Origin of the sequence: Dehalobacterium formicoaceticum (assembly GCF_002224645.1) — a bacterium.
Taxonomy (GTDB): Bacteria; Bacillota; Dehalobacteriia; order Dehalobacteriales; family Dehalobacteriaceae; genus Dehalobacterium; species Dehalobacterium formicoaceticum.
Genome location: NZ_CP022121.1, coordinates 1,371,235 through 1,389,033, shown reverse-complemented (window position 1 = coordinate 1,389,033; position 17,799 = coordinate 1,371,235). Strand labels below are relative to the sequence as shown.

The following is a 17,799-nucleotide window of genomic DNA, read 5'->3' as shown; positions in this document are numbered from 1 at the left end:
TCATCCTTCCCATTCACCATCAAGCTGGAACTGAGTGATCATCCTTTTTTTCATATAAATTAAACTCTTTATTTAACTCCTCAACTACTTTTTTGTAACCTAAGGCATTAAAAAAGGATTGTCGATATTTTTCCAGATTTTCATCCATTTCTTTGTTGCCAATCAGTTTGATAATTTCCTCCCGCAATCTGGGTGCCTGCACCTTTTTTTCCGGATAGAGCTTCCCACAGCCATATTCTTCAATCATCTTGCCGTTGCTGTTCTGTTCCGCGGTGATAGGACAGATCAATAATGGGGTTCTGTAGAGAATAGAGTCGCTGATGCTGTTGAAGCCTCCGTGGGAGATAAAAAGTACTGATCGCTTAAGCACGTTGCGATAATCATCTAAACTGAGATTGTCATAAACTTCCACCTGATCAGATAGACTCTGTTCACTAACATGGTTGGCTGTGTTTCCCCCAAAGGAAATCACTACTTTATAACCCAGTCCCTTGGCTGCTTCAATGCAAATATCCCAAAAGGTATCGCTGATAGCAATGGTTCCGATACTGACAAGAATAGTATCTTTTGTCTCTGGAATTTCATGATCCTCCCGGTGAGCCGGTCCAATGAATTTTATATTAGGTGGATACTCATCCCCCCCGGGATGAAATTCCCTGGACGTCATGACTATAGAAAAAAGTCCCTGAGGCGACATGATATTCTGCATACTATCCGTCACATGCTTACCATACTGTTTTTGGATACGTTTGATACAGTTATTTAGTTTGATGACATATGGAAAATCAAAAATAATTGACTTTACCAGACTCATCTTAAAGGAGGGCGACTTACTGATGGCTGTGGAATCCCCCATCAGTCCGCAAAAAAAGAACGCCATGGGAACCTTATAATAGCGGGCTGCAACCTTTCCCCAAATAGCCAAGCTATCGCAAATAATCAAGTCCGGTTTTTCCTTTTTTACTTCTTCCATGATAAAAGGGATAACATTTTCTGTTAAGGTATAGAATACATAGAGCAAAGACATAAATCCGGGAGCAAGGGTTTGGTCTTCGGCCAATTTATCATAATAATTTACAAAGCTATCCGGATATTTGCGCAGCTCAATCTCATCTGTGTCGGCAAATTTGGAGAAATATTTTTCATTGGTGTAATAGATCAGATGGACATCTTTTTGCGCTAATTCCTTACAAAAATTCATCTGAGGATTGACGTGTCCATAAACAGGAAAACTAATAAATAAAATCTTTTTCATGACTCCCCATCTCCTCTCAGGACTCAGGCGCCCTTAGCTTTCACTTCATTTTTGGTTATTTCATCCTCTAATTCCTTAACCAGCATAGTGGCATTAAAAAGCTGCTCAAAAGTACCGGCATCAGTCCATTTAGATTTCAAAATACCATAAGTCAGCAGTCCCTGTTCTGCATAGGAATGTAGAACATCGGTGGTTTCATATTCCCCCGGGGGCTTGTTTTTAATTCCTTCAGGTAATTGAAGGCTTCAGGCTGAAAGATCCATAATCCAGTATTAACGTAGTTGGAAAAAGGCACTGCCGGTTTTTCTACCAGCCGAGTCACCCTTTTTTCATCAAACTCTACTACTCCGTATTTCTTAGGATCATCTACCTTGGTGATCAATATTTTTGCTTTAAATTCCTTCTTCTCCTCTTGAAAATCATCAATAAAACTCCGGACATTTTCGTAAACAATGTTATCCCCCAGGATTACCATGAAATCATCTTTTCGAGTAAATTCCTCGGCACAAAGAAGAGCTGCCCCCGTGCCGTCGCTGCCCTCCTGAATTTCATAATGCAGCTTGACACCTAATGATCGCCCCGTTTGCAGCAGCCGATAAAAATGTCCTAAATATTCCCCTGATGTTACGATGAGAATCTCATTGATGCCGGCGTTTCTCAGTGTCTCTATGGGATAATAAATCATCGGTTTTTTATAAACCGGCAATAAATGTTTATTAGTAACCAGCGTTAAAGGCTGCAGCCTTTTACCATGACCGCCAGCCAAAACAACCCCCCGCATTATGACACCTCACTTTTTTCTTTTTCACCCCAATATCCTTGAGCAAATCTCGGATCCAGCTTTGCTTTTAGCTTCTGCCAATAATCCTCATGGTTTTGATACCAGTCCACCGTCTTTTTCAATCCGGTGGGTAAATCATATTTGGGGCTCCAGCCGGTACCCTGCAATTTGGCGGTGTCTAAGCTGTACCGGAAATCATGTCCCGGCCGGTCCGCGACAAAACGAATGGATGATTCATCACGGCTCATAAGGTCTAAAATCATCTTAGTCAAGGATAAATTGGTGTATTCCTGATGTGATCCTACATTATAAACCTCGCCGTTTTGTCCTTTTTGGATCAAATGGTAAATGGCAGAGCAATGATCTTCCACATAGAGCCAATCTCTGATCTGACTACCCTCACCGAAAACCGGCACCTGTAGCCCCTCAAGGATATTGGTGATAAAAAGGGGAATCACCTTTTCCGGATAGGCCCAGGGGCCATAAGTATTGGAGGCCCGGGTAATGATCACCGGCAGCTGATATGTAGCAAAATAACTGTAAGCGAGCCGGTCCCCCCCTGTCTTAGAGGCAGAATAGGGATTGCGGGGTTTTAATTCTGAGGTTTCACGGAAGCTCCCTTCCAGAATTTGACCATAAACCTCATCTGTAGAGATTTGGACAAAACGTTCCAAGTGCTCCTTTTGGGCCAGGGCATTTTCTAAAAGCACATGAACCCCTAAGACATCAGTTTTCAAAAAGGATTGCTGGTCTTGGATGGAGCGATCCACCGCCACCTCGGCGGCAAAATTTACGACCACCTGAACATCCTTCATAGTCGCTTTGACTACCCTATCATCAGAAATATCACCCTGGATAAATTCAAAACCTTCTTTTCCCTGGAATTCCGCCAGATTATCCATATTTCCCGAGTAAGTGAGTTTGTCCAAAACACGCACCTTGGCGCCTTTTTCTTGCTGATAAAGGTAACGAATAAAATTTGCTCCGATAAAACCGGCTCCCCCGGTGATTAAATATTGTTTCATCTTATTTTTACCCCGTTATCCCATATTTTTTAAAGACAAGAGAGGCGTTATGGCCGCCGAAACCAAAAGAGTTGGAAAGGGCGGCGCGAATCCCCATATCCCTAGCCTGATTAGGCACATAGTCCAAATCCAGTTCCGGATCCGCATCCTGATAATTAATGGTAGGTGTCACCCGACTGTGATAAATACTCAGCAAGGTGATAATTCCTTCAATGGCACCAGCTGCGCCTAAAGTATGCCCCAGCATGGATTTTGATGAAGAAATTGCCAACTCCTTCCCTCGGCTGCCAAAGCAAGATTTAATCCCCATCGTCTCATATTTGTCATTTAAGTAAGTAGCAGTGCCATGGGCATTAATATAGTCGATCTCTGCCTTACTGGCCCCGGCATCGGCTAGAGCTCTCTCCATGGTCACAGCCATCCCTGCACCATTTTCCTTGGGCGCCGTCATGTCTATTGCTTCACTGGTCAGCGCGTAGCCGGCCAGTTCCCCATAAATAGGAGCATTTCGATCCCGGGCACCGGCTTCGGATTCCAGCACCAGAATCCCGGCTCCTTCTCCCATGACAAACCCGTCTCGAGAAAGGGAGAAAGGTCGGCTGGCCGTCTCTGGAGTCTCGTTACGCACCGACATCGCCAGGATTTGATTAAAGCCCTTGATGCATTCAGGGGCAATATGAGAATCTGCACCCCCGGCAATAACCACATCCGCCAAACCGGATTTAATCATTTGATGCCCCAGTCCCAAAGCATAAGCGGAAGAGGCGCAGGCGGTAGATACATTAAAATTTGGGCCCTCCAATCCATAATGCAGGGATATCCAGGCACTGGGTGCATTGGGCATGGATTTGATGATGATCTGAGCATCAGACTCCTCCCGCTCCATTTCATTGTAGGAAGAGGTAATCACGCCCATAATCACAGCAACCCGCTGCCGATTCAAACGATCAAAATCAATTCCGCTCATCACAATGGCTTCCTGAGCAGCTAACATGGCCATGCGGGTGGTCCGGGTCATTTTCTTGCGATCCCTTTTGGCAATAATTTTTGCCGCCTGAGCTTCAAATTCCGGACTGACTTCACAGGCGATTTGAGTTTCATAATCATTGGCATCGAAAAGTGATATTTTCCTGGCGCCGGAGCGGCCGGCTAAAAGGTTTTGCCAGGTGGTGTCCACATTCCCTCCTAAGGGAGTTACCATACCCATCCCGGTTATCACGGTTTTACGTTCATTTTCCATAGTCTTTTCTCCTTTAGCATTTTATGCTATCGTTTCCATCGGGATTTTTCTGAGGAAACTAAAATCTAAGGGCAGATAGATCGGATCACGAGTTAGAGCATATTCATTCCAGAGGCAATTCTCAATAGGTTCTACCCCCAAGGTCTCCAAAATATGGCGGGGATCTTCTCCTAAACCCAGCACTTCCTGCACGGCGGTGAGCAAACTGTCTTTCCCCACATCTTGCTGACTGAGCAGAAAAGCCAATTCATTGGTAATCATGCCCTGCAAACGCAAAACCATATTTTCCTGATAATCCAAACGCTTTTCTGCACTCAATTCCTGAAAAGGCTCAGGATGCTCTCTTTCATAGGAGGCTATTCCTTCATGGCCTATCCCCCCGGGATATCCTGCCTGAAGCAGCTTGACCCCCTTGTTATAAAAAGGTGTATATAATTCCTGATAACGCTCGTCCACAAAATTGTCGATGCATGTCAAGATGATGGGAATCCCGGTAGAATCAATAATTTCGAATAAACCAAAGGTGAAAAGATTGGCTTTTAAGACAGCATCAATTTCATCTATGGGCAGGACCCGTTCCTCATAGATGTTGTAAATCTTGGTAATCAAAATCGTAAATAATTTAGTCAGCATCATATTGGCTTTGTCTTCTAATAGGAGGGGAGTCTTATCACCCTGCTCCAGCAACTTGTGAACAATTTTTATGTACTGAGGAGCAGTAGCTAAGGTAGTATTGATTTCAACGGTACGCATCACCTGTATTGGAAAGAAGAAATGCATGCCCAGACACCGCTCTTTGTTCAGACATTTGGCAAAAACCATCTGGAGAGGAATGGAAGAGGTATTGGTGGCTAATATACAATCTTCAGCCACGATTCCTTCCAGACCTTGAAAGATGTTTTGCTTCAATGATGGCTCTTCAGAGACCGACTCTATCACCAGTGAGCATTTTTTAACCGCTGCCAGACAATCCGCCACCTTATAGGATCTGATTTTTCTTTCATATTCTTCATCTGTCAGGAAACCGCGTTTCCATCTCTTTTGAATTTGCTTTTCAATGGATGCTGCCACAGGTATAACATCCTCCTTTTTATGACAGACCAAAACCAGCTGATGATCAAATTGCAGCAGGTAATCAAAAATGCTCCTGCCCATCTTTCCTTTGCCGATAATACCAATATTCATGGTGATGCCTCCTTTACATACCGGCAACCTGCAGACCAAACTTTTTATATTCTTCCTTACCATAAAGGGAGAAAAATTTCCCGGTGGCTCGTCCGCTGGTTTTAAAAAGCTCCGTCAAGCGGTGATAGAATTCTTTTTCCGGCAGAGCAGTCTTTAACACGGCATTGGTGAGGTTGTAGTAATCCAGATCATGAATTACTACCTGGCTTTTTAGTTCCTCCCATTGCTGGGTACCGGGAAAAGGTGTCAGAATCGTCAGTCCTGCATGGAAAATGGGATTATCTTCGATAAAACGACCCACCCGTTCAAAATCCTTTTCTGTATAGTCGGGGCGGATGATATAGTTTCCGTTAACAAACATACCGGCTTCATTCATAATTTTGTAGGCTTCTTTAATGGTTTCCACATTGTTTTTCTTTTCGTATCGCTCTAACTCTTCATCATCGGTAGCCTCCACTCCGCACACTGCCACTTTTAATCCGGCCTTGGCGGCCAGCTGGATCAGCTCCGGATGTTTGAGCACAGTATCCGTGCGTAAATCGGCAAAATACATATGATTACGGTGCAAGCCTTCCTCAATGATTCTTTCAAATAAGTATTGGGCTTCTTTTACGTTGCCAAAGGTATTAGCATCGCAAAACCGGATGATGGGATATTGATCCATCCCCTTTAATTCCCGGATCATCGATTCTACTTTGCGGAAGAAATAGCGGCCGTCTGTCAGTTGCCAAAGGGTACAAAAATTACAGCGGTGGGTGCAGCCGTGGGACGTGCTTAAGTATTGAATTTTCTTATTCAGGAATGGAAAAATATATTCGTATCTTTCCGTTAAATCCCGATTAGGCAGAAAATCATCCAGCATGCATTGTTCCTGGAATTCCTGATAGCTCATTTCACCTAAGGATTTGGTAAAGACAAAACCGTTTCCTTTGCTGAGAGCTAAACCATAGATATGAGAATAATCTCCATCCCGACCCTTTTCCTTATATTCCTGTACAATCTGAGAGAAACTGAGTTTTCCGATACCAATGGCCAGAATATCCGCCCCTGTCCCGGCAAACTCCTGAGGGCATAAGGTGGGGTACACCCCGCCCACTACCGTTAAAATATTCTTGTTAATTTTGCGGATCACGGCCAATAATTCCCGTACATAATTGTATTGAGCTGTCAGGCAGGTAATACCCACAATATCTGGTTGGAAAGCGTAGATTTCCTCCTCCGCCGCCTCAAGAGGATCATAATCCGGATACTGATCCATTTCCGTCTTTTGATCAATAATGATCACATCTTCTTCCCGCAGCATGCCGGCAATATCATTTAAGCCCAAGGGAGGTCCCACTAAAATTCTCCGGGAAATCGCCTTTTTACCTTCCTCATCAGCATAGTCAAACATGCGATATTTATAAGGGATGGGAGGATTAATCAATAGAATCTTCATTTTGTATGTCTCCTCTTTTTTCTCTTTCATCAAGTCTTTTTCTGGTTCCCAATACTCAATAGCTTGATTACTCAATATAACGCAGGGTAAACCCGCCTTGCATATATTTACTTACCTCCATGACGAAGCTAAAAATTAAATCATTGTTTTGAAATGTATGATTTTTTAAAAGGATATCCATGGAAATAATAGCTGCCGGCGGACCGGCATATCCAACATCTTCGATGGCAGAGTAAAACTTATTTAAATCAATGAAGAACTCCGTACATTCTTGGGTAATATAATCCCGCACGGCCCGGGAGGGCATATTGACAACAAAATAACGCAAAGAGGATAGATCGATGTGCTGGCTGTCCAGCATTCTTTTTAAAGCATTGTAAAAAATGGTTTTCCCATTTTCTTCTAAAGCGTGGTCCTTTAATTCATTTAAATAGAGCTGACGGATATGGTGGGCACAATTCTCGTAATCCAACAGGGGATTGTTCCAAAGATAAGGATAATCATTGCACATGGCGGACATTTTTTTGCCCCCGGATGATTCCACATAGGTATTTTCCAGATAAAAGCCATGATCTTTTTCATCCTCTGCCGATAGCACAAAGGCACCTGCTCCGTCACAGAGATACCAGCGCAAAAAAATGTCTTCCTTGGTAATCTTCTCCTGGTTATAAAATTCAGGAATAAAACAGGAGCTGACGACAATGGAGGAAACCACTAAGGCGTTTTTATATTCTCCCGTTTTTAAGAGGGAATGGGCTAATTTCAGGCCTTTATAAACAGAAGTGCAGTTGGAATGAATATGAAATTCCCCACAACGTTCGATTCCTAAGGCTTCCTGGATCCGGGTGGAAAGAGGAGGCAACTGATGAGAATAAGCGCCACCGTAAATCAAGAGATCTATATCCTTCGCCTCCAAACCTGCTTCCGCCAAGGCTTTTTCCGCAGCTTTTACCGATAAAGTCAGGTTGTCTTCAGGAAATGTTCTCGTTTTGTTGTCAAAAGCATAATAGCAATATTCAATGCCTAACATTTCTTTCATGATCGGCTGGATTCTTTCCGTCCATTGCTTAATCTTCTTGGGCGCATTAGTAAAAGGACCCAAATATTCGTTAATATCATCAAATTTGATTGGCTGACCGGGTAAATAAGAGCTCGTCGCCAGAAGTTTTACGTACTTTTCCATAGTTCACAGTCCTTTTGCTTGATTTCGATTTTGGTAATAAACCTTGTTAAACGCTTCCAAGTATTGCCCTGTATTCTTTTTCTCGTATTTTTCGCCGGACTGGAGAATGGCATCCATCAGTCCTTGGCAATAGGTTAAAGTTTCTTTCTTATCAACTACACCATGCACCAATCCTAAGCTTAAGCCTTCTTCCGCTGAAAATGTAGCTCCGCTCAAGACCAGTTCCATCCCTCTGCCCAATCCCATGAGCTCCGTGTAACGTAAAGTCCCGGTGACACCCGGCAGAAAACCAAAGGTGGACTCCGGTAACCCTAAGATACCGTTTTGTCCGCAAATGCGGATATGGCTGCATAAGGCCAGCTCAAATCCGGAACCGATACATAACCCGTTAATAGCACTGATCACCGGAATGTCCAAATTACAAAAATAATTGAAGGTGTTGCGATTTTCCAGATACCATACGGGATAAGCAGTCACTGACCCATCACTGTTACCTAGGCTTTGGGTGCCGACAATCTCTTTTAACTGTTCCACATCGGCTCCGGAACTAAAATGCCTGCCCCGGCCGGAAATGATAATGCCCTGCTTTGGAGATCCGATAACATAACAGCGCACCAAAAGGATTAATTCTCTGAAAAAGTCAGCAGTCATCATGTTTGCCGGCGGATCATTGATGATAATATAGCCAATATGGCCTTTTTCCTCATAAGAAATTTTCTGGAATTTCATTTTTATCCCCTATCCTTATGCCAAAATTCCCGAGCCGCCAATCGACAAAACTGTCTTGCCTCCTCCTCCAGAAGCAGATCCCGATAGGTCTTAAGCCCTAATTTTTTATAATAATGAAAGCAGTCCACGATGGCTTTAATCTGATCCCGGCTCTTATCACCAATAATTTTACGGAAAAAGAGCTTTACTTCCGGCAGCGGGTCTTCCTGACCTAAGAGATGATTAAAAAAACCCATTTCATAAAGTTCATCCCCTCCAAAAATTCCTTGGGTAAGTTGGTGATAGTCTGATTTTCTTCCCTCCACACCCATCAGCACTTGACAACGCTCCTCAAGATCAAAGGCAGGCGGGGAAACTTCCCAAGGAAATTGCATAGTTAACTCTTTTTTTCCCAGACGTATATCACAGCACATCATCAATTCCACCCAGTTTTCCTCATAATGGCCCTTAGTGGCCACAAAAACGGTGGGAATGGTGAGTTCCCAGAGCCAGTTTAATAAGATTCTTTTCATCATGGGAGATATAGAACAAGGATCTTCTTTTCCTCGTGTCACAAGAGCACAGGCTAAGATCTCCCCATTTATAAGCCCTTGGTCAATTTCCGGGATAATCGCCTTAAGTCCGGAATCTTTCCCCAGAAATAGAAAGGCCAGGCGATCTTCAACAAAAAAATCGGGTGCAAAATTTAGTGTAGGATCATGTTCGTTCATCGGGTCGCCCTCTGATCCATTTCATCCTTCATGAAAGAGGGAAGTTCATGGATAATCCTTTCTTCCGACACTAAAACCATTTTCACCTGGGCACGCACCATCTTTTTCCGAGTGGGCACCAAATAAATATTTTGCCGAACAATTAAGTAATTCCCATCATATTGCCAAAGACTTGCTACAATTCCCTGATCAAACAGTTTCATTTCTCGCAGATAACGGATATTAGTTTCAATCACAGCGGTAAACATCTTTTCTTTTTCTAAATAATCCAGCCACTTGGTTTCCTGGACAAATTTCCAGCGGGCTGCCTCTAAATAATTGAGATAAACGGCGTTGTTAACATGACCAAAGGAGTCAAGCTCATAGCCCTGGACTTCAAACAGATATTCATGATTCATCGTATTTCAATCCTTGCTTTTTAGTTTTTTTATTTCCCTTTCCTTAATTAAATTTTTTCTGAGCATGCTGTAGCGCCAAGCCATAAAAGGAAGGTGAGGCGGTCGCAGAAACAACCAATAATAGAGGTAAACCCAGCGATTGACTGCCGTCACCGTCAAGGGATGATCCATAAGGATGCCGTCTTTTTGAGGAATGAAGCGAGTTGTCACATGACCTGTCATCAAACCGGAGAATTCAGCACGATAGTATTTCCCTGGGTCCACTTCCACACAAGTCATTTTATATCTGAAGGGGGAAAGGAAAAATAAAACATCCCGCTGCTGCCTACATCAAAACGCGGATTGTCAAAGGTCAGCCAGACAAAAGGAAAGAAATTAAACCAGCGACGGAACTTTGCGGTATCAGCGATTTGTTGTACGAAATCTTCTAACCCAGCCTCCTCCTTAGAAATAAAAACGGAGGTGGGAAAAGATATAGGCGGTATCTCTCCGGAAAAAAAAATTTTTAGCATCTTTAACATTGATCTCTTCCTCACCTTGCTTTATTGATTCTCTCTCAGCTCTGCTCCCGTGCTTCTTCGGGAAGCAATTCATTTTGCACCAGATCCAAAAACAGGATGCTTTCCTCCCGTTGGGCATCTTCTGCTGCCAGGAAAAGGGTGTTGTTGACGGCTTGGACGATGCTTCTGATCTGCCGCAGAGATCGATCCCGGGTCATTTCATCAATAAATGCTCTGGCTGCCGGGACATGCGCCTTGTTGGGTACAATTCTATCAATTAACCCCAATTCCAAAGCTTCCTCGGCTCCAATCGTGCGGCCCGAAAGAATGATTTCCAGGGCTTTGCTTTTTCCAATTTTTCTCGGCAGCCGGAAGGTGCCGTCCATGCCCGGCATGATCCCCAATCCAGACTCGGGAAAGGCGAAAATTGCACTTTCCGTGGCAATTCTGAACTGGCAGCTTAAAGCAATTTCCCAGCCTCCGCCAAAACAAATCCCACTGATGGCAGCCACGGTCACCAAGGGCAGCCTTTCAATGGTGTTCAACAGAGATTTACCTTTTTGTAAGCTGTTACAAAAGCTTGACGAATTTTCACGGTGGGAGCGTATCATATTCAGATCGGCACCATTGGAAAAATATCGGCCTGCCCCGGTTATAATGATTCCTTTCAATTCATCTCTTTCCATCCAATTTAGCAGTACTTGCCCATCCAAAAAATCAGGCTGGGGAATTTTATTTTGCTTACCATTTTGGATGGTCATAGTTCCAATCTGATCCACAGTTTCGAAGGAAACGAATCCTTGGCTTTTTTCCTTTTCCATGATGATCTGTTAACTGGCCTCCACAATGTCATTTTCAAACTGAAAAACCAGGTAAGCGGTTTCGATAACCTGTCCCACGGTTTCAGCAGGATTTTTTAATAAATATTTGCCGATGGTTTGGAGCTGCACATTAAGTTGATATTTCTTCTTCATCAGTTCAATCAACTCAACAAACAAAAGAGAGTCTCCATCCAAATCATCAATGATGTTCTTATCGTCAGATAATTCTTCAACTGTCACATCACATTCATCAGCGAAAAATTCATAAATCATTTCCCGCAGTTCTTGCCGAATTTCCGGTGTTAAATTAGCCATTTTAATCCTCCTAGCATTTTTTTTGATTTGAAATCTTGTTATTTATCACGCACTAACCGTCCGTAAAACCCCCACATTAGCGGTCAGGGAACACACACCTGCTGAAGTTAAATAAGTTCACTGGGAACAGGAATTTCCTCAAATATGTGGGGTATAACGGACGCTAAGTTCCTGATTGGTTCAACTAACTATCAGTAGGGGATGAAGAAAACCCCTACTGATAGAAGTTTCACATTATGTCAAGCGCCTGTGCTTTTTTCTTTTTGAAATAAGCTTTTTCGTCACGCTTATCCCGCTTTTCCAGCAACCGGCACAATAACCATGAAATCATTTCTCCCTTTAGGCGGTCAATCTTGCTTAAATTAGCATTTAAGCCAACCATTTGAAACAATTCCGGGATGGAGGTGACATGGTCATCCTGCACCAAAATGCTTGGTTCGCCCTCCCTGTCCCGGGGATCTAATCCTAATTCCTGAAATCTTGCTGACGTTGGTTTGCCCTCCGGGTTCAAACCTCGGAAAGTGAAATATTCCGGCAGCATCCCTGCTTCATCCCGGGTTTTGATCGTGGTTTCCAGAACATACTCCGGGTCAATGTCCGTGTCTTGTTTACGCACCGGCCATTGATAATTCTTTAAGGTCAGCCCGCAGCGGATATTAAAGGCATTTTGCAGCTGGTAAATCCGTTCTCCGGCGTAATAAATATCTTGATCGGTACAATACAGGTTGTACAAGCCCTTCATCACTTGGGCAAAATCATGGAAAAAAGCATGTCCTTTGTTGGGAACGCCATGAATGGCAAAAATACAAATGCCCAAAGCATCGATGATGGATTTGTAATTCTCGTGCCAGGCTACAATGCGTCCCTGTCTTTCCGGCTGGTCAATGGCTTTGTTGGCATCCATTTTAAAAATATATTTTGAAACGACGCTGGCAAAATATCCTTTGCTTAGTACAGAGAAAACAAAAGCCTTTAAATGGTCCCCCCCACGGGTGGAGGTCATATAAGCCATAGACCATGCCAAACGGTCCTTGGAGTGAAGGCCGGTGGTGGACTTATTTATAGTAAAGACATACTCTTGTGCTTTCAGCGCCTCAGCTGCCCGATAAGCGCCCTCCGCCAGCAGATCACCTATCCCTTCCCGGTTGACAATGCGGTAAAATAATTTCTCTACCTTCTCCGTATCGCCAAATTCGATGGGAAACTCCTCCGCCGGAGTTCCATCTGTTAAGCCGCGTTCCGTACATTCCATAAGCAAGCCGATAGCACCGGCTATTTCAATGGTATCCATGCCTAAATAATCCGTTAACAGCTTCAGATGGATAATATCTCCCCAGTCAAAAATCCCCAGGCAAGGCCCCAGGCTGGTTACGGTCCCGTAATCAATACGGTCCCCTTTGTCTCCCTTGTACTTGCCTTCCTTGATTTCATATTCTTTGGCGCAGGCCACAGGACAGGCATAACAGGCTTTCCTTTTGGTCTGGTAACCGTATTTAAACTCATTGGAATAAATATTTTTCATTTTTTCATCGTGGGGTGTCTTGCTGTTACGCACCGGAACATGCTTGTCCTTGTCATAGGTTTCTATAAGGAAGAGAGTGCCTTCAATACCCCCCATTTTGGACACAACGGAAGTACGGCACTGTTCCAGCCATAATTTACGGATCCGGCCGATTTCCTCCCGATCATACATGGGGGGCTGCCATTTTTTGTTGCCCTCAATGACAACGGCCTTTAAGTTTTTTGATCCCATGACACAACCCATGCCCGTACGCCCGGCAACATGACATTTGGACATCACCACACTGGCATAGCGTACAAGCTTTTCTCCGGCAGGACCGATACAGGCCACCTCCGCATGCTTGCCATGACGCTCCATTAGAAGGTCGGTGACCCGATCTGTCCACATGCCCCAAAGATCGGAGGCGTCCAAAATACTGACTTCACCTTCCGCATTGATAACCACATAGACCGGCTTTTCCGCCTTACCTGTAAAAACCAGGTGGTCCACCCCGACAGAACGCATTTTGACAGTGAAATCCCCCCCAACATTGGAATCCCCATACATATCTGTGATGGGACTGCGTGCCGTCACCGTACAGCGGTTACCCGCCAGAAGCCCGGTTCCTACGGCAGGTCCGACCCCAAAAATCAGCACATTTTTCTCTGATAAAGCATCATGATACATGGCATCGGATTCATAAAGAATCTGGGTATTAATCCCCATGCCGCCTACAAAATTTTTCCTTTGCGACCGCGTTATTTCTACCTTTGATGATTTTGATGCCGTTAGATCGATAGTGAGAATGGCATTATCTTTTACCTGGATCCTATCCATTAGATTGCCTGCTCCTGTTTACCCTGCTCTTCCTTTTGCTCATCATTTTGATCCTGAATCCCCACCTTGGATTTAAAGTCGCTGCTCATAGAATAAAATTGAAGCACTTCTTCCGGCGGCAAATTAAAGCGGGTAAAGAACTCTTGCCAGAGATAGATGAAACCGTCCTCTAGTTCCTGAACCGACATTTTCTTGGGCTGATACACCACATGGGCTCCGTTATACATATCAAAATCTTCTGTGAGAATTCTCCCGGTTTTTTTGTATTTGCGCCAGGCCGGTGTCCCGGGGAAGGGTGTTTGGATCCAAAATTCCGCATGATTGATCCGGTTTCGTTCTAAAAAGTCGATGGTACGAGGGAAAATTTCTGGTGTATCAGCATCTTGTCCCACCCCGATCGAGGCAAAGATATTAAAACCTGCATCCTGAACGGCCTTAATACTCTCTTCCGCATCATGAGGATCATTATATGAAAGGGCGCGAATGGCCACTGGGTCCCACCCAAAGACAAAATAAAGGGTGTTAACACCGCAGTCCCGAATCAATTGTAATAGTTTAGGATTTTTGTTGAGTAAGGGGGAAGCGCTGAGCAGAATACTTTTCTGGTAATTCAATTCTTTCAGGCGAGAGAAAAATTCGAGAGAGTATTTTTCAATTTCCGGATCCGGGAGCAAAAACTGATCATCACCAATATAAATGCCGTCCAAATCCATATTTTCTTCTATTTCCTGCATGATGTTATCGATGGGACGCATCCGCATCTTTTTTCCGTTGGTGTTGGAAATAGCGCAATAAGCACAATTAAACTGGCATCCTCGAAAATTTTGCAGGAGAAGGGGCCGCCAATCATAGCCCTTTTTATGCTTAAATAAACGACGGTCAGGTATAACATATTTTTCTACATCAAAATTGCAACCGGCATTGTATATGGGTTTTAATTGCCCTCTTTGAGCATCAGCCAAGACTTCATGCCAACCCAGTTCTGCTTCACCAACAAAAACAGCATCCGCATGTTTGCTGCAATCTTCCGGATAATTAGAGGGAAAAATTCCCCCCAAAATTACCGGAATTCCACGGGCGCGAAATTTATCTGCCACTTCATAGGCATATTTGGCCTGAGGAGTAAAGGAATTGATGGCCACCAGATCAAAATCCTCATCATAAGGGATATCTTCCAAGTTACCGTCGGCAAAATGCAATTCATGTTCATCAGGAGTAAGCGCCGTCAGGATTGGGATGCCCAAGGAGGGCATGGCTTTATATTCTGCATATACAGGTGCGCCAATGGCTTTTAGGATATTAGGGTTCGTTTCCAAATACTTACGAAATTTGGGATAGACAAAAAGTATTTTCATGTTAGACATTCTCCTTCTAAAGTTAACCTTTCCCAGCAACAAAAATTTTCATAATGTTAACGGACAATCAAGTCGAATTCTTATAAAGCCACAGCGACATTCATGTTTTCAAGTCGGCATCCTGATTGGAGAATTTTTTTATAAGTCATGAACTGACAGTTCCTGTCAATCGTCCTGGAAAATTTGATTAAAGAATCGTTAAGGCTCACTTCCACAAAATTTTGAATACCCGATGCTCCAATTTTCGTAATGGATGATGTCCAATCCATCCGTCCTGTCATATTTCTCACCAGTTGATGTTTGAGATCATCTGACTGCCAAATGATTTCCTGATCGAAGCAGGACATGATAGGAACGACACAGTGGCCAACAGGAACTTTTTCCACAAAATTAGCAAAATGTTCTATGCCCTGTGCGGCATGGGTGGAATGAAAAGCATAGGGGGAATTTACTTCTTTCACCTTCAAAGCACCCTTTTCTTCAGCATGGTTCATCACCTTATATACGCCTTTTTTCAGACCGGAGACCACAATACAATGTTCATTATTTTCAATAGCGATTTCCACATCGTCAGCCAAATTGTATTCTCCAATGATTATATCTACATCTTTACAGGTCATCCCAATGATGGCAGCCATCGTCTCATCGCGGCGGAACGCATGACGCGGGTACTCATATATACTTAACAGCATATGCAGCCCTTGAGCATATGAAAGAGCCTCCCCGCACACCATCGCAGTAATCAATCCCATGCTGTATCCGAGAAAGATATCCGGGCAGAGCCCCATCTGAAGATAAGTATGATAGACTATCTGGTCAATGGTGTAAAGAGAGATCCAATCGCAAAACAGCGGATCATAACCTGTAGATTTGGCATCAAATAAATATCCCCATAAATCCAGATCCAACTCTTTCTTGGTGATCATAGAATACTGCTGCAATTCTTCCTTTTGATCTTGATCCAAAAGATGTAAATAATCTCGGTAGCTGGTGCCCACTCCCTGAAACAAGAAAGCATATTTTGCGTTCATAACCATTCTTAGTCCCCTTACCTCCTATGTATTCATTTAACCAAATTCAACCAACATGCTGAGTCTATCCCATCCTCTGATTGAATACCATTAAGAGATTTTAAAAATCCTATGAAATTATGTGAACATTTATTTAACAATTTTAAAATTTGTCATCATTTTTTATTGATAACTTAACTTGTTCATGATCATGTATATGATAAAATTAGTTAGAAACAGTGCAAACTGCAAAAAAATGTCTTATTTAAAGGAGTTTTGATCATGAATACAGTGATCTTAGATGGGTTCAATTGCGAAAATCCCTTCAGCAAGTACCTGACAAAACAGTTAGCAGCAAAAGGAGAGGTTTTTTCCGTCTTCCGACTTAAAGATATGAATATCTTACCCTGCACATCCTGTGGTTCTTGCGGATGTCAGACACCCGGCCAATGTGTGATCAAGGATGATATGTCTCAGATCTTGCGGGCCATGGCCTCCAGTAAGGTGATGATTCTGTTGACAAAGGTGAGATTTGGCGGCTATTCCTCATTACTGAAAAAGGCCATGGACAGAACCATGCCCATAGGGTTGCCCTTTTATATCAAGGAGGATGGGCACCTGCTGCATTCCATGCGTTATGGCAGAAAACATATCATTGCCATTGGTATGCTACCCCAGCAAAACCACCCAGGTCATGAGAATAATTTTCGAAGGCTGGTCTCAGCCAATGCATTAAACATGCAATCTTCTTGCAGCACTTTGCTGCTAAAACCAACAGATGATATGGCAGTTACTGAAAAAGAGCTGGATATCGTATTGGATGAGGTGAAAAAATAATATGACACAACAAAAAATACTGCTGCTAAACGGCAGCCCGCGCAAAAAAGGAACCTCCTTCAGCTTTGCCCGCACCTTCAAAATACTGGCTGAGAATCAAAGCCATGCCGGGGAAATCATCCATATTATTGATTATTTCAATCAAAAAAAAGACTTTTCCGATATTAAAAAAATCATCCCCCAATATGATATGATCGGCCTGATAACTCCTTTGTACGTAGACACCTTACCCTATCCGGTCATTTGGTTTCTGGAGGAACTTGCCTGGCAAGCATCGGATCTACTGCGAAACAAACGTTTCTTTGCCCTGGGCCAATGTGGTTTTCCCAATGTGAAGCTTTGTGAACCATTGCTGGAATCCTGCCGTTTCTTTGCGGAAGAAACGGAAATGAAGTGGTTAGGCGGACTGGGATACGGTGGTGGAGCAATCATTAATGGAGCCCTATTGGAAAACTTGGGTAAAAAGGGCAAAAAAATCACCCATGCTTTTCAAATAGCTCTGGATGATCTCTTGGCTGACAGAAAAATTTCTTTCCAGGTTCAGGAGCTTTTAACTGTAAACATCCCCCCGATTCTTTACACCCCCCTGGCTGCATTTTTAAATTATCGGGCCAAACAAAACGCTCAGAAATTCGGCGTCAAAGACTTATCTCGCAAGTTTTATCTCGAGTAAAATCTT

19 protein-coding genes are annotated in these 17,799 nt (G+C 43.4%); 2 read left to right on the top strand and 17 right to left on the bottom strand.

Annotated elements, in window-relative coordinates:
- Nucleotides 1-19 precede the first annotated feature (19 nt).
- The 17 genes from CEQ75_RS06880 to CEQ75_RS06800 form a co-directional block, all read right to left on the bottom strand.
- Nucleotides 20-1,255, bottom strand: coding sequence for a glycosyltransferase (locus CEQ75_RS06880; RefSeq protein ID WP_089609667.1), 1,236 nt, complete (start codon nucleotides 1,253-1,255; stop codon nucleotides 20-22).
- Between the two features lie 151 nt (nucleotides 1,256-1,406).
- Nucleotides 1,407-2,036, bottom strand: coding sequence for a sugar phosphate nucleotidyltransferase (locus tag CEQ75_RS06875; RefSeq protein ID WP_198306653.1), 630 nt, complete (start codon nucleotides 2,034-2,036; stop codon nucleotides 1,407-1,409).
- Nucleotides 2,036-3,061 carry a dTDP-glucose 4,6-dehydratase gene (rfbB, locus tag CEQ75_RS06870; RefSeq protein WP_089609666.1) on the bottom strand — a complete coding sequence of 342 codons (1,026 nt, stop codon included), beginning with the start codon at nucleotides 3,059-3,061 and terminating at the stop codon, nucleotides 2,036-2,038. Before rfbB ends, CEQ75_RS06875 begins: the two co-directional genes overlap by 1 nt.
- 7 nt (nucleotides 3,062-3,068) lie before the next feature.
- The gene (locus CEQ75_RS06865; protein WP_089609665.1) at nucleotides 3,069-4,301 is read right to left on the bottom strand and encodes a beta-ketoacyl-[acyl-carrier-protein] synthase family protein; all 1,233 of its coding nucleotides are present in this window, start codon (nucleotides 4,299-4,301) and stop codon (nucleotides 3,069-3,071) included.
- Nucleotides 4,302-4,322: 21 nt separating this feature from the next.
- Nucleotides 4,323-5,486, bottom strand: a complete 1,164-nt coding sequence (locus tag CEQ75_RS06860) for a 3-hydroxyacyl-CoA dehydrogenase family protein (protein WP_157677358.1) — start codon at nucleotides 5,484-5,486, stop codon at nucleotides 4,323-4,325.
- Nucleotides 5,487-5,499: 13 nt separating this feature from the next.
- Nucleotides 5,500-6,924 (bottom strand): B12-binding domain-containing radical SAM protein, encoded by a 1,425-nt coding sequence (locus CEQ75_RS06855; RefSeq protein ID WP_089612535.1) that lies wholly within the window; start codon nucleotides 6,922-6,924, stop codon nucleotides 5,500-5,502.
- A gap of 67 nt (nucleotides 6,925-6,991) precedes the next feature.
- Nucleotides 6,992-8,107, bottom strand: a complete 1,116-nt coding sequence (locus CEQ75_RS06850; protein ID WP_089609663.1) for a 3-oxoacyl-ACP synthase III family protein — start codon at nucleotides 8,105-8,107, stop codon at nucleotides 6,992-6,994.
- Nucleotides 8,108-8,110: 3 nt separating this feature from the next.
- Nucleotides 8,111-8,836 carry an enoyl-CoA hydratase/isomerase family protein gene (locus tag CEQ75_RS06845; RefSeq protein ID WP_089609662.1) on the bottom strand — a complete coding sequence of 242 codons (726 nt, stop codon included), beginning with the start codon at nucleotides 8,834-8,836 and terminating at the stop codon, nucleotides 8,111-8,113.
- A gap of 2 nt (nucleotides 8,837-8,838) precedes the next feature.
- Nucleotides 8,839-9,546: a Clp protease/crotonase-like domain-containing protein gene (locus tag CEQ75_RS06840; RefSeq protein WP_089609661.1), complete on the bottom strand. Its 708-nt coding sequence runs from the start codon at nucleotides 9,544-9,546 to the stop codon at nucleotides 8,839-8,841.
- Nucleotides 9,543-9,944: an acyl-CoA thioesterase gene (locus CEQ75_RS06835; RefSeq protein WP_089609660.1), complete on the bottom strand. Its 402-nt coding sequence runs from the start codon at nucleotides 9,942-9,944 to the stop codon at nucleotides 9,543-9,545. The genes CEQ75_RS06840 and CEQ75_RS06835 overlap by 4 nt, the downstream gene beginning before the upstream one ends.
- Nucleotides 9,945-9,950: 6 nt before the next feature.
- Nucleotides 9,951-10,223 carry a hypothetical protein gene (locus CEQ75_RS06830; protein WP_089609659.1) on the bottom strand — a complete coding sequence of 91 codons (273 nt, stop codon included), beginning with the start codon at nucleotides 10,221-10,223 and terminating at the stop codon, nucleotides 9,951-9,953.
- A complete protein-coding gene (locus CEQ75_RS06825) occupies nucleotides 10,220-10,465 on the bottom strand; it encodes a hypothetical protein (RefSeq protein ID WP_089609658.1) in 246 nt (81 codons plus the stop codon). Before CEQ75_RS06825 ends, CEQ75_RS06830 begins: the two co-directional genes overlap by 4 nt.
- A gap of 35 nt (nucleotides 10,466-10,500) precedes the next feature.
- A complete protein-coding gene (locus CEQ75_RS06820; RefSeq protein ID WP_089609657.1) occupies nucleotides 10,501-11,265 on the bottom strand; it encodes an enoyl-CoA hydratase/isomerase family protein in 765 nt (254 codons plus the stop codon).
- 9 nt (nucleotides 11,266-11,274) lie between these two features.
- Complete coding sequence (locus CEQ75_RS06815; RefSeq protein ID WP_089609656.1) at nucleotides 11,275-11,580, bottom strand: acyl carrier protein; 306 nt, start codon at nucleotides 11,578-11,580, stop codon at nucleotides 11,275-11,277.
- Between the two features lie 229 nt (nucleotides 11,581-11,809).
- Nucleotides 11,810-13,918 carry an aldehyde ferredoxin oxidoreductase family protein gene (locus tag CEQ75_RS06810; RefSeq protein ID WP_089609655.1) on the bottom strand — a complete coding sequence of 703 codons (2,109 nt, stop codon included), beginning with the start codon at nucleotides 13,916-13,918 and terminating at the stop codon, nucleotides 11,810-11,812.
- Nucleotides 13,918-15,273, bottom strand: a complete 1,356-nt coding sequence (locus tag CEQ75_RS06805; RefSeq protein ID WP_198306652.1) for a B12-binding domain-containing radical SAM protein — start codon at nucleotides 15,271-15,273, stop codon at nucleotides 13,918-13,920. The genes CEQ75_RS06810 and CEQ75_RS06805 overlap by 1 nt, the downstream gene beginning before the upstream one ends.
- 80 nt (nucleotides 15,274-15,353) lie before the next feature.
- The gene (locus tag CEQ75_RS06800) at nucleotides 15,354-16,310 is read right to left on the bottom strand and encodes an ACP S-malonyltransferase (protein WP_089609653.1); all 957 of its coding nucleotides are present in this window, start codon (nucleotides 16,308-16,310) and stop codon (nucleotides 15,354-15,356) included.
- 255 nt (nucleotides 16,311-16,565) lie between these two features.
- Between CEQ75_RS06800 and CEQ75_RS06795 the strand changes: the two genes are divergently transcribed.
- Nucleotides 16,566-17,120: a flavodoxin family protein gene (locus CEQ75_RS06795; protein ID WP_089609652.1), complete on the top strand. Its 555-nt coding sequence runs from the start codon at nucleotides 16,566-16,568 to the stop codon at nucleotides 17,118-17,120.
- A 1-nt stretch (nucleotide 17,121) separates the two neighbouring features.
- Nucleotides 17,122-17,793: an NAD(P)H-dependent oxidoreductase gene (locus tag CEQ75_RS06790; protein WP_089609651.1), complete on the top strand. Its 672-nt coding sequence runs from the start codon at nucleotides 17,122-17,124 to the stop codon at nucleotides 17,791-17,793.
- The last annotated feature ends 6 nt before the right edge of the window (nucleotides 17,794-17,799 follow it).